Genomic DNA, 13,021 nt, shown 5'->3' with positions numbered 1-13,021 from the left:
CGCCCTTATTCATCTGCTTTTGCAGAAATAAAAGTTAAGGAGATATAGAGATGCTGAACAAAAAAAGTGTTGACGATATCAATGTAAAAGGACAGAAAGTACTTGTAAGATGCGACTTCAATGTTCCGCTTCAGGATGGAAAGATCACAGATGAGAACCGTCTTGTAGCTGCTCTTCCTACAATCAAGAAACTGATCGCAGACGGCGGAAAGGTTATCCTTTGCTCCCACCTTGGAAAACCGAAGGGAGAGCCGAAACCGGAGCTTTCTCTTGCACCTGTAGCAGTTCGTCTTTCTGAGCTTCTTGGCCAGGAAGTAAAATTTGCAGCAGATCCTGAGGTAGTAGGACCGAACGCAAAAGCTGCTGTAGCAGAGATGAAAGATGGCGATGTAGTTCTTCTTGAGAACACACGTTATCGTGCAGAAGAGACAAAGAACGAAGACAAGTTCAGCGAAGATCTTGCTTCCCTCTGTGATGTATTTGTAAATGATGCATTCGGAACTGCTCACAGAGCTCACTGCTCTAACGTAGGTGTTACCAAATATGTAAAAACAGCAGTTGTAGGATATCTGATGCAGAAAGAGATCGATTTCCTTGGAAACGCTGTAAACAATCCGGAGAGACCATTCGTAGCAATTCTTGGCGGTGCTAAGGTTTCCAGCAAGATCTCTGTAATCAACAACCTTCTTGACAAGGTAGATACACTGATCATCGGTGGTGGTATGTCCTATACATTCTCCAAGGCTATGGGCGGACATATCGGAACATCCCTCTGCGAGGATGATTACCTTCAGTATGCTCTTGACATGATGAAGAAAGCAGAGGAGAAGGGCGTGAAGCTTCTTCTTCCTGTAGATAACAGAATCGGTGATAACTTCTCCAATGACTGCAATATCCAGGTTGTAAAACGTGGTGAGATTCCGGACGGATGGGAAGGAATGGATATCGGACCGGAGACTGAGAAGCTTTTTGCAGACGCTGTAAAAGATGCCAAGACTGTTGTATGGAACGGACCGATGGGATGCTTCGAGATGCCGAACTTCGCACATGGTACAGAGGCAGTTGCAAAAGCTCTTGCTGATACAGACGCAACAACCATCATCGGTGGTGGTGATTCCGCAGCAGCTGTAAATATCCTTGGATATGGCGACAAGATGACACACATCTCCACAGGTGGCGGTGCTTCTCTTGAGTTCCTTGAGGGCAAAGAGCTTCCGGGCGTAGCAGCAGCTAACGATAAAGACTGATAAAAAATAAAGTGTTCCGCGAACACGAAAAGGAGATAAAAACAATGGCAAGAAAGAAAATCATTGCTGGAAACTGGAAAATGAACATGACACCAAGCGAGGCTGTAAAGCTTGTTGAGACTTTAAAACCGCTTGTTGTTAACGATGAAGTTGACGTAGTATTCTGCGTACCGGCTATCGACATCATCCCTGTTGTTGAGGCAGCTAAAGGTTCTAACATCCAGGTTGGTGCTGAGAACATGTACTTCGAGGAGAAAGGCGCTTACACAGGTGAGATCGCTCCGGCTATGCTCGTAGATGCAGGCGTTAAGTACGTTGTACTTGGACACTCCGAGAGAAGAGAGTACTTCGGTGAGACAAACGAGGACGTTAACAAAAAAATGCTTAAAGCTTTCGAGCATGGCATCACACCGATCATGTGCTGTGGTGAGACACTTACTCAGAGAGAGCAGGGCGTAACAATGGACTTCATCCGTCAGCAGGTTAAGGTTGGATTCCAGGGTGTTACAGCTGATCAGGCTAAGACAGCAGTTATCGCTTACGAGCCGATCTGGGCTATCGGAACAGGTAAGACAGCTACAACAGAGCAGGCTCAGGAGGTTTGCGCTGATATCCGTAAATGCATCGCTGAGATCTATGATGACGCTACAGCAGCAGAGATCCGTATCCAGTACGGCGGATCTGTAAACGCTGCAACAGCTCCTGACTTATTTGCTCAGGCTGACATCGACGGCGGTCTTGTAGGCGGCGCTTCCCTGAAACCAGATTTCGGAAAGATCGTAAACTACAAATAAGATCCATTTAAAAAGGGGCTTCGGCCCCTTTTTTTATATCTACTTATAGAAAAAATCAGAAAAACTCTCCCTGACACGGATAACACAGCCAACAAAAAAGCTGCATCTGATCACAGTTAGAGAGAGTTTTTCTTATCTTCAGAGTAAGGATTGTTTTTCTCTGAAGCTTTTTCTGTATGTTCGTTCCTTTCGTCAGGCTCGGGAACGTGTTCCACAATGTCCTCAATCTCGCAGTGGAGAATGGAACACAGCCTGTCTATGGTATAAATTTCAACATTTTTATTTTTTCGAAGTCTGTCCAGAAGTGAACGGGTGATCTGATAATGTTCATAAAGATCATACTGAGTGATCCCACGCTTCTTCATCGTGACCCAAAATCTGTCATATTTTATCATATATATATCCTGTCCGATTCATCCTTGAATTAATCTTATTATGAAGGTAAAATTGGAATCACAACAGTGTCCTTATATCGACACTACAGAAAGGAGAAGCAATGAGGAAGTTTTTTAAAATCTTAATTTCAGTGGTGATCACACTGTATTTTTCAGCTACCATGTTCTACTGCTTTGTGGCAGGAACACCGGATGACGGAAAAGGGGCAGTGATCTATATGATGTCAGCAGCAGGCCTGTCGATACTGTTTCCGGCTTTTACCTGCGGCTGCATTCATTACATCCTTTATCTCAGAAAAAAAATGGATGAAAGGAGCAAATGATCAGGATTTATGGTATGATAACAATAAATATCTGGCAGGGTATGTCGTTTCAGAAAACGGTTATCTGATAACGGCAGAAACGCATCAGATGGCTGTGTTGTGATGCAGCCGTTACGTATTATAATAGAAAGAAAGCCTGTAGCTGTGCGTAAGACGCTTATATGATCATTTGCGGAGGATTTTATGGGGAATATTCTGGATTATCTTGAATGGAGAGGAGATCTTACCTTTGAGCAGTCACCCTTTAATGAAGTTGACAATCTGATACTGGCGTGTTTTTCCTATCTTGATCTGGATGAGATGGCAGAAGTAAAAAACGGAAATACTCTTTCTGTAGAAGAACTCTTTGCGGCTTTTTCCAGACAGGAAATGAAGAAGGATCTGAAAGCAGAAAGTGCATTTCTGCAGAATACACCGGTGCTCCTTGAAAAAATGGCCTGTGCGGAGAGATTCCGGAAATGTACAGTAGGGGGCTTTGTCAATGAAATCATTTCCAGTCAGGCTCAGCAGTTTGCGGCAGTGACTATAGGACTGGATGATGGAACCACATATATTTCATTTCGTGGAACCGATGATACCATTGTGGGATGGAAGGAGGATTTTAACTTAAGCAACGGAGTTGTTCCTTCGCACAGAAAAGCGTTGGAATATCTGGAAACGCATGGAACTTATATACAGTCCATGCTGCGGATCGGCGGTCATTCCAAAGGAGGAAATCTGGCTATGTATGCAGCGATGCAGTGCAGTGACATCCTGCAGGAAAAGCTTCTTTCTGTCTATGATAATGATGGCCCGGGTTTTCCAGAAGGATTTTTCAGTCCCGGAAGAGTGGAAAGCGTTTTGCCAAAAGTCACCCGTATCATTCCCGAGGCATCTGTGATCGGTATGCTGCTCAGCCATCAGAAAGATCCGCGGATCGTAGCCAGTACACAGAAGGGAATCCTGCAGCATGATGCTTTTACCTGGGAGGTAATGGGGTCATCCTTTATAGAGAAAGAAAGTTTGACAAGAAGAGCTGCGGCGTCAGATCGAAGTCTTCATAAATGGATCGACCATATGGATAAAAAGCAGAGAGAGCATCTCATCGGGGAACTCTTTTCTGTGTTGGAAGCAACCGGAGCAGATACCATTTCCCAAATCCAGGAAGGTGGTCTGAAAAGTCTGGCTGCCATGGTGCGCCAGCTGGATAAACTGGAACCACAGTCAAAAGCTATGGTGCAGGAACTGATCACCGGACTTTTTGGCAGCTGGCTGGAATTGCTTCCTCTGCCGGAACTTGACAAAAAGCGTTTTCTGCCATAACATAGGAGTTACTCTGATAAAAATTGGAAAAAACGGAAAGGGGACATCAGAAAATGAACGAAAAAGTCGTAAATGCGGCCCTTCTTGGTCTCGGAACAGTAGGAACCGGTGTATATAAAGTGATCAAAAGCCAGGAGCAGGAAATGACAGCCAAGCTTGGATGCCAGGTAAAGATCACAAAGATCCTGGTGCGTAACCTTGAGAAAGCGTCCGGGAAGGTAGACGATCCTTCTGTTCTTACAACAGACTGGGCAGATATTGAGGGAGATCCTTCCATTGATATTGTGATCGAGCTGATCGGCGGGATCGAGCCGGCACGTACTTATATCCTTGCAGCACTGAAAGCCGGCAAGAACGTTGTAACTGCAAACAAGGATCTGATCGCAGTCCACGGAAAAGAGATCCTGGAAACTGCCAGGGCAGCGCAGAAGGATTTTCTGTTTGAGGCAGCAGTTGCCGGAGGAATCCCGATCATCAGCCCGTTGAAGAACAGTCTTGAGGCCAACCATGTAACGGAAGTTATGGGAATCGTAAACGGAACTACGAACTTTATCCTTACCAAGATGTCCCAGGAGGGAATGGAATTTTCAGATGCTCTTGCTCTTGCTACAGAACTTGGATATGCAGAGGCAGATCCTACTGCAGATATCGAGGGAATTGATGCTGGAAGAAAGGTTGCCATCCTTGCATCAGTTGCCTTTAATTCCAGAGTTACCCTTGATAATGTTCATATAGAAGGAATCACAAAGATCACGGCAAAGGATATCCGTTACGCAAAAGAAATGGGCTGCGAGATCAAGCTTCTGGGTGTTGCACGCTGTCAGGAGGACGGCGTTGAGGCCTATGTCTGCCCGATGCTGATCCCGGCAGAGCATCCCCTTGCATCCGTCAATGATTCTTATAATGCGGTTTTTGTACACGGAGATGCAGTAGGAGATACCATGTTCTACGGACGTGGAGCAGGTGAGCTTCCTACAGCAAGTGCGGTTGCCGGTGATGTATTTGAGGTAGTCCGTAATATGAAGGCAGATTGCTGCGGAAGAGTAGGCTGCACCTGCTATAAGACACTTCCGGTAAAAAATATGGCAGATACCCATAACCGTTATTTCCTCCGCCTGCAGGTAGAGGACCGCTGCGGTGTGCTGGCTGAAATCCTGGAGCATTTTGCAAAATATCAGGCAAGCGTGGCACAGATCATGCAGAAAGAAAGCAAGAGACCGGATACCGCAGAGGTTGTTGTGATCACCAAACTTGTAAGCGAGGGCGCTTTCTTTAAGGTTAAGGAAGAACTGGAAAACAGCGCATCTGTAAGAAAGATTTCTTCTATGATCCGTGTATACCAGAAATAATATCTTTCGCGTAAATTTACAGATCAGCTGTATCAGTTGTCGGGAAATTGAAAACAGACAAATTTTTGTCAAAGAAAACGTTGCAAAATTTCTGGATTTTGGTACTATATAAAATGGAAAACAAAAGAATCCTGAATGGTACAGAGGGTTTCAGAATCAGTGAAGAGCTGTGCCGGACAGATTTTCGATCAAAGATAAGAAGGGGAAAATTATGAGCAAAAAACCAACAGTTTTAATGATCCTTGATGGATACGGACTCAATGACAGACATGACGGAAATGCTGTATATGAGGCAAAAACACCGGTTATGGACGGACTCATGAAAGATTATCCGTTTGTAAAAGGCAATGCCAGCGGTCTTGCGGTAGGTCTTCCGGACGGACAGATGGGTAACTCCGAGGTTGGTCATATGAACATGGGCGCAGGCCGTATCGTATACCAGGAGCTTACAAGGATCACAAAAGAGATCCAGGACGGCGATTTCTTCAAGAATGAGGCACTTCTTACTGCTATGAAGAATGCAAAAGACAACGATTCCGCGATCCATTTTATGGGACTTCTTTCTGACGGTGGAGTACACAGCCACAATACACATCTCTACGGACTTCTTGAGATGGCAAAGAGAGAGGGACTCAAGAAAGTTTACGTACACTGCTTCCTGGATGGACGTGACACACCGCCTGCATCCGGTAAAGAGTTTGTAGAGCAGCTGGAAGCTAAAATGAAAGAGATCGGCGTTGGTGAGATCGGTGTGATCTCCGGACGTTATTATGCAATGGATCGTGATAACCGCTGGGATCGTGTTGAGCTTGCATATAAAGCTCTTACACAGGGCGAAGGCGTAAAGGGAACAGATGCTGCAGCAGCAGTTCAGGCTTCCTATGATGATGACAAGACAGATGAATTTGTGCTTCCGACTGTTATCGAGAAGGACGGCAAACCGGTTGCAACTATTTCCGATAAGGATTCCGTTGTATTCTTCAACTTCCGTCCGGACCGTGCAAGAGAGATCACAAGAGCTTTCTGTGATGACGATTTTAAGGGCTTTGAGAGAGCAAAGAGACTGGATACCACATTCGTATGCTTCACAGAGTATGATGATACCATCCAGAATAAGCTGGTAGCATTCCACAAGGTTCTTCTTCACAATACCTTTGGTGAGTACCTTGCAGCTCACGATATGACACAGGCACGTATCGCCGAGACAGAGAAATATGCACATGTTACATTCTTCTTCAACGGTGGTGTTGAGGAACCAAACAAAGGAGAGGACAGAATCCTTGTAAAATCCCCGAAGGTTCCGACTTACGATATGCAGCCGGAGATGAGTGCACCGGAGGTTTGTGAAAAGCTTGTAGAGGCGATCAAATCTGACAAATATGATGTGATCATCATCAACTTTGCGAACCCGGATATGGTTGGCCATACAGGTGTTGAGGCAGCTGCGATCAAGGCTGTTGAGACTGTTGATGCGTGTGTTGGTAAGGCTGTAGAGGCGATCAAAGAGGTTGACGGACAGCTCTTTATCTGCGCTGACCATGGTAACGCAGAGCAGCTTGTAAATTATGAAACAGGTGAGCCGTGGACAGCTCATACAACGAACCCGGTACCGTTTATCCTTGTAAACGCAGATCCGAAATACACACTTCGTGAGAACGGATGTCTTGCAGATATCGTTCCGACTCTGATCCAGCTTATGGGTATGGAGCAGCCGAAGGAAATGACAGGAGAGTCTCTTCTTGTTGAGAAATAAATAAGCTTCACGGAATCCCGGCAGATTTTTATGGATCTGCCGGGATTTTTTCATCCGATTGTTTCTGTTTCCACACATGAAAAAAATTTTCAAAATCATCTTGTAAAATCATTCCATTTCAACTATAATCCCTCTGATACATAAAAACAGGTAACTTTTGAGCAACTGTAAAGTTACAGAAAGAATAATAAAAAGAATAACAAAAAGCAGCACAAAGTTTATGAACGATCAAATTAAATGGGGGGAAAAAAGATTTCATGAAAACAGACATGACACAGGGAAAACCGGTAAAAGTGCTCCTGGGATTTACGATCCCGGTATTTATTGGTAATGTATTTCAGCAGTTCTACAATATGGTAGATGCGGTGGTTGTAGGAAAATTTGTAGGAACAAAGGCACTGGCGGCAGTTGGCTCAACAGGAACTATCATCTTTTTGATCATAGGCTTTCTTCTGGGACTTACTGCCGGTTTTACCGTACTGACTGCACAGAAGTACGGTGCGGGAAAAATGGATGAGATGCGTCAGACCGTGGGAAATGCACTGATCCTGACAGCGCTGGTCTCGGCAGTGATGACAGCAGTCAGCATGACAGGTATGCATGCACTTCTGAAATTTATGCATACGCCGGATGATATTTTCAAGGATGCATATGCTTACGTTATGATCATCTGCGGAGGGATTTTTGCCCAGGCATTATATAATATCCTGGCCAGTATCCTCCGTGCACTGGGAAACAGTAAGGTACCACTGTATTTTCTGATCTTATCTGCAATGCTGAATATTGTGCTTGACCTTGTATTTATCATCGTGTTTAAGCTGGGAGCACCTGGAGCAGCCTGGGCTACCATTATTTCCCAGGGAGTTTCAGGAGTCTTATGTCTGGTATATATCTGGAAGTTTGTGCCGGAGCTCCGTATGAAAAAAGAAGACTGGTATTTTAGACGTAACCTCGCAGCCAAGCAGATCGGTGTGGGAATCCCAATGGGACTGCAGTATTCCATTACGGCGATCGGAACCATGATGGTACAGTCAGCCTTAAATATGCTTGGCTCTTATGCGGTGGCGGCGTTTACAGCAGGAAGTAAGATCGAGCAGATCTTCACCCAGGCATATGTGGCACAGGGAACTGCCAGCGCTACCTACAATGCACAGAATATCGGAGCCGGAAAGCTTGAGAGAGTGCGGGAAGGCTTCCGGGCTTCGCATTTTATAGGAATTGTATATTCTGTTGTTGTTGGCAGTTTTCTGTTCTTTGCGGGAAAATATTTCGCATATCTGTTTATCTCAGATAACATTAAAGAAGTGCTTCCTATGGTAGCAATCTATGTAAAATGTGTGGCACTGTTTTTTATTCCTCTGTATTTTGTCAATGTACTGCGAAACGGGATCCAGGGAATGGGATATGGTCTTCTTCCTATGATGGCCGGTGTGGCTGAGCTTGCAGGAAGAGGGATCACCGCTACCGTTGCAGCCGGAAAAAGCAGCTATATCGGTACCTGTCTTGCAAGTCCGGTGGCCTGGATCTTTGCGTCAGTGCTCCTTTGGGTAATGTATTTCTATGTTATGAAAGATATGGCGCGGAAGCTGTACGGTACAAATAAGTTATAAAAAAAACGTGAAATGAGATGCAATTTCCGGAAAGTATGATATAATGAAAAAGCTGGTGAGTAAGACCAGAAAGTATCAATGGAAAGATGCCTTTTTTGAAGGCACATGAACATAGAGGTGAATAAATATGAGCAACGATGAAAAGAGGGATATCGAGGACAGGATCAATGATGCCATGGCAAAGATCGTCAGTGATACTGCAGGAGAGCCTCAGCCTGAAAATAAAAATAACAGATCAGCTGCTCACAAGTCGGCACGACCTTCGAAATCAGCAAGGCCAAGGAAGATCACCTACGTACCTATCGATGAATCTGAATTTGAACCTATTGTTATACCCGAAAAGAAAAAGCATAAGGCACTGAAGGTGACCGGAATGATCGCCGCCATGGTTTTGGTAGTGGCAGGCTGTGCATATGCAGGAGTATCTTATTATTATACCAGTCATTTCTTTGAGGGCACAACGATTAACGGGATCGACAGCTCCAACAGGACTGCATATGAGGTTGAGCAGGAGATCGCAAAAAAAATGGAAGGCTATTCCATCCAGGTAAAGGCCAGAGATCAGGAACCGCAGACGATAGAAGGAACGGATATCAGTTATCGTTATATATCCAGTGGTGAAGTTCTGAAGCTTTTGAAAGCGCAGAAGCCCTATGAATGGGTGAGAGGATTTTTTGAAAAGACGACTTACACAGCCAGTGAGCAGACAGCTTTTGACAAGTCAAAGCTGGAGTCAGAAGTGAAAGCACTGAACTGTGCCCAGAAAGAGAATCAGGTAGCACCGGAGAATGCGTACGTAAGCTTTAATGATTCCGAGTTTACGATCGTGCCGGAGACAGTGGGAAGTGAACTGAAGGTAAAAGAAGCCTATCAGATGATCAGTGATGCTATCAGCAGCGATGACGGGGAAGTAGATCTTGGCAGTAACCCGGATGCTTATGTGAAAGCAGATGTGACCAGCGACAGTGCAGATCTGCAGGCAACGGTGGATGCATATAATAACTTTGCGAGGGCAAGCATCACCTACACATTTGGAGATGAGACAGTAACACTTGATGGAAGCACCATCAAGAACTGGCTGCAGTTTGACGAAAAGGGCCAGCTGATCCAGGATGATGCATCCTTCAAACAGCATATCGTGGATTATGTGGCACAGCTTGCAGCGGATCATGATACAGTAGGTACAGAGCGTCAGTTCCAGACAACAAGCGGAAGAACTGTTTCGGTTTCCGGTTCTGCATATGGCTGGAAGATCGATCAGGACGGAGAGGTGGCACAGCTTACCCAGGAGATCCAGTCCGGAGCTCAGACGACCAGAGAGCCGGTTTATTCCATGAGAGCCAATTCCTATGGTGTGAATGATCTGGGAAATACCTACATTGAAGTGGACCTTACAGAACAGTATATGTGGTATTATCAGGATGGAAATGTGATCTTTGAATCAGATATCGTATCCGGACTTGCAAGTGATCCCAAGAGAAAAACACCTCCTGGAATCTTCACCTTGTACTATAAGAAGAGCCCGGATGTGTTACGTGGCACCAAGAAACCAGACGGAACCTATTCCTATGAACAGCCGGTAACCTACTGGATGCCGTTTAACGGAGGCATTGGATTCCATGATGCAGACTGGCAGCCGTATTTTGGAGGCGATCGGTATCTAACCGGAGGTTCCCACGGCTGTATCAATATGCCGCCGGATAAAGCGGGAGAGCTTTACAACATTATCCAGTATAATGTTCCGATCGTCTGTTTCTATTGATCGGAGCTGTAGTCAAAAAACAAACAGGAGCCAGCCGGTGATCCGGTGTGTGGCTCCTGTTCTTTAGCAGGAGGAAAACATTATGTTTGATCAGTCATTCAGCTTTATACTTACAATCGCAGCACTGGTAGTAGGATTTATGCTTTTTACCGGACACGGTTCCTTTTTTATGAAAGGCGGAAACACACAGGCCAGAGCCCAGAAGTATGATGAGAAAAAAATGGAAAAGGTTTCAGGAATCTGTCTGATACTTATCGGAGTGGCTACAGGAGTTGACGCATTCACCACAAGTGTAGCAGCAAAGATTGCCTATGTAGTAATTCTGTTTGTGATACTTGCGGTATTTCTGTTTGTACTCAGAACAAAATGTATCAAAAAATGATCAGAAGTATCAGAACTATCCTTTAGGTAAAAAAGCAGAACTCCCCGTGAAACGGTAACCTGTCTGATCAGGCTCCGGTATCCGCGGGGAGTTTTTCTGTCTGTATTTAGTTTAATTTCGTTCGGCTGGTCTGCCGGAATGTCAGAGTAAAGATGATTCCCTTTACGATAGAAGTAAGGGAAAGTGCCCACCAGATACCATTGAGTCCCATTCCCGCATGAGTCAGCAGCATGGCAAGCGGGATTCTGGCCCCTGTCAGGATAATACTGATGATACTGCAGAGCTTGGTCATACCAAGGCCGGACAGTGCACCGATGGTCATCAGCTCAATGGCCATGAAAGCCTCACAGAAGCCGATGATGATCAGGTAATTTACAGAAATCCCAAGGGATTCCGGATCATGGAAAAACAGTCCGGAGATCGGGCGTGGGAGCAGCACAAAGGCTGCAGTTATGATAAGGCCCCAGATTGTCAGGATACCAAAGGAAATACGGTAGCCCTGGCGGATGCGGTCGTATTTTTTTGCACCGAAATTCTGTGCGGTAAAAGCATTTAAGGCAGAGGCAAAGCCGTCCGCGGTGTTCCAGGAAACGGATTCAATCTGTCCGCCCACACGCTGGACAGCAATGGCAGCAGCACCGAAGGCGGAAACCATTCTGGTCAGTACCATGGAGATCATACAGTAGAGCATGCTCTGGATAGCGGTTGGAAAACCAATGCGGAAGATATTTTTATAAAATTTTCTCGGAAAACGTGAAAAAAGATGAAGTTCACGAAGTACATTTGTTTCCAGCCCGGAAGTAAAGATCCGGAAAACCAGCACTGCAAAAACCAGAAACTGTGCAGTTACTGTGGCAATGGCAGCACCTGCCGTTTCAAGCCGTGGAAAAGGTCCAATGCCAAGGATTAGGAGCGGATCCAGGAGCATATTTCCCACAAGTCCAAGAAAATTGGCCATCAGTGGAGACCTGGAATCTCCCTGGGCTGTAAAAAGTCCGGTGAGAGTCAGGTTCAGGAAGGAAAAAATGATCAGTCCGCAGGTGATCAGCATATAAGATCTGGCAGAAGAATATGCTTCCGGGTCTGTCAGATTAAAAAATCCGATCAGAGGATCAAGAAATATAATACTTGCTGCAGCAAATAAGAGCCCGAAGAGAATGGTCATCTGCAGGGCACTGGCCGCGTAGGAACGTGCCTCTTTATAATCCTTCCGGCCGCAGGACTGTGCGGTGTTTACCTGTCCGCCCATTCTCGGAAGGGCTACAAGTCCCTGGGAAAGCCACACATACATGCCGCCCACACCGACACCGGCAACTGCCTTGGAGCCCAGAAGTCCGATCCAGGCCATATCTGTGATATTATAGGCAGTTCCAAGAAGGGAAGATGCCATGATAGGAAGAGCAAGCTCTGAAAGCGTTTTCAGGATCGGACCGGAAGTAAGGTCTATGGATTTTGATTTTTTCATACTCATCTGCATATCTCCGTAAGGTCAAAAGGCCTGGTGATCCGGTAATCCGGTTTATCCACCTGACCGAAACCGTATTCAGCAAAGATAAAAGGAACTCCTGCTTTCTGGCAGGCATTAAAGTCTCCTATAGTATCACCGATATAAACCGGATCGGAAAGATTATTATCCTCGCGGATCTTCATGATATTTTCCGCTTTGGCCATGCCGGTGTCACCTGGACAGAGATGGCCCTTGAAATAGTGTCCGAAGCCTGTGGATTTCAGGAACACTTCAATATATCCGGCCTGGCAGTTACTGACGATAAAAAGAGGAAAACGGCTGGAAAGAATCTTCAGTGTTTCCTCAAGATCCGGATACAGCGGAGCACATTTGCGAAGCAGTGCCTCGTGCTCTGCCTGGCAGCAGCCGTCGATGATACGAAGCTGTTCTGCTTCCGGAAGCTCAGGGAAAAGAGCCTTTGCGATATCCGGCAGCAGCTGGCCGAAAAGCCCCATCAGTCGTTTGGCGCTTACGTCGGTATCCATGTGCTCCGTATGGATAAGGTAATCACTCCAGGCCTCAGCTACGATTCCGGTGGAATCCCAGAGCGTACCGTCAACATCAAAAATAATACTGTCCATCAGAAAAACCTCCCCA

The 13,021-nt window shown here is 45.7% G+C and carries 12 protein-coding genes; 9 read left to right on the top strand and 3 right to left on the bottom strand.

The window, feature by feature from the left end:
* Positions 1-50 precede the first annotated feature (50 nt).
* Together DMI82_RS03805 and tpiA are read left to right on the top strand one after the other, a co-directional pair.
* The gene (locus DMI82_RS03805) at positions 51-1,247 is read left to right on the top strand and encodes a phosphoglycerate kinase (protein ID WP_110102521.1); all 1,197 of its coding nucleotides are present in this window, start codon (positions 51-53) and stop codon (positions 1,245-1,247) included.
* 44 nt (positions 1,248-1,291) lie between these two features.
* On the top strand, positions 1,292-2,041 hold the full coding sequence (gene tpiA / locus DMI82_RS03800; RefSeq protein WP_021977259.1) for a triose-phosphate isomerase: 750 nt from the start codon (positions 1,292-1,294) through the stop codon (positions 2,039-2,041).
* Between the two features lie 116 nt (positions 2,042-2,157).
* Here tpiA and DMI82_RS03795 read toward each other — a convergent pair whose 3' ends face one another.
* Positions 2,158-2,436: a helix-turn-helix domain-containing protein gene (locus DMI82_RS03795; RefSeq protein WP_092069588.1), complete on the bottom strand. Its 279-nt coding sequence runs from the start codon at positions 2,434-2,436 to the stop codon at positions 2,158-2,160.
* A gap of 101 nt (positions 2,437-2,537) precedes the next feature.
* Here DMI82_RS03795 and DMI82_RS03790 point away from each other — a divergent pair, with 101 nt between their 5' ends.
* From DMI82_RS03790 to DMI82_RS03760, 7 genes are all read left to right on the top strand, one after another.
* The gene (locus DMI82_RS03790; protein WP_021652279.1) at positions 2,538-2,759 is read left to right on the top strand and encodes a hypothetical protein; all 222 of its coding nucleotides are present in this window, start codon (positions 2,538-2,540) and stop codon (positions 2,757-2,759) included.
* Positions 2,760-2,942: 183 nt separating this feature from the next.
* Positions 2,943-4,061 (top strand): Mbeg1-like protein, encoded by a 1,119-nt coding sequence (locus DMI82_RS03785; protein WP_110102520.1) that lies wholly within the window; start codon positions 2,943-2,945, stop codon positions 4,059-4,061.
* A gap of 53 nt (positions 4,062-4,114) precedes the next feature.
* Positions 4,115-5,410 carry a homoserine dehydrogenase gene (locus tag DMI82_RS03780; RefSeq protein ID WP_021652282.1) on the top strand — a complete coding sequence of 432 codons (1,296 nt, stop codon included), beginning with the start codon at positions 4,115-4,117 and terminating at the stop codon, positions 5,408-5,410.
* Positions 5,411-5,621: 211 nt separating this feature from the next.
* A complete protein-coding gene (gene gpmI, locus DMI82_RS03775; protein WP_059085365.1) occupies positions 5,622-7,163 on the top strand; it encodes a 2,3-bisphosphoglycerate-independent phosphoglycerate mutase in 1,542 nt (513 codons plus the stop codon).
* A 257-nt stretch (positions 7,164-7,420) separates the two neighbouring features.
* Positions 7,421-8,773, top strand: coding sequence for an MATE family efflux transporter (locus tag DMI82_RS03770; RefSeq protein WP_092069591.1), 1,353 nt, complete (start codon positions 7,421-7,423; stop codon positions 8,771-8,773).
* A gap of 127 nt (positions 8,774-8,900) precedes the next feature.
* The gene (locus DMI82_RS03765; protein ID WP_021652284.1) at positions 8,901-10,535 is read left to right on the top strand and encodes a L,D-transpeptidase family protein; all 1,635 of its coding nucleotides are present in this window, start codon (positions 8,901-8,903) and stop codon (positions 10,533-10,535) included.
* Positions 10,536-10,617: 82 nt separating this feature from the next.
* A complete protein-coding gene (locus tag DMI82_RS03760; protein WP_015527011.1) occupies positions 10,618-10,917 on the top strand; it encodes a DUF3784 domain-containing protein in 300 nt (99 codons plus the stop codon).
* 106 nt (positions 10,918-11,023) lie between these two features.
* Here DMI82_RS03760 and DMI82_RS03755 read toward each other — a convergent pair whose 3' ends face one another.
* A complete protein-coding gene (locus DMI82_RS03755; RefSeq protein ID WP_173741545.1) occupies positions 11,024-12,382 on the bottom strand; it encodes an MATE family efflux transporter in 1,359 nt (452 codons plus the stop codon).
* Between the two features lie 2 nt (positions 12,383-12,384).
* Positions 12,385-13,005, bottom strand: coding sequence for an HAD family hydrolase (locus tag DMI82_RS03750; RefSeq protein WP_022426437.1), 621 nt, complete (start codon positions 13,003-13,005; stop codon positions 12,385-12,387).
* Positions 13,006-13,021: the final 16 nt, after the last annotated feature.

This window comes from Blautia sp. BCRC 81119 (genome assembly GCF_003184505.1).
Lineage (GTDB): Bacteria > Bacillota > Clostridia > Lachnospirales > Lachnospiraceae > Blautia_A > Blautia_A fusiformis.
This window is presented reverse-complemented; position numbering and strand designations above follow the sequence as displayed.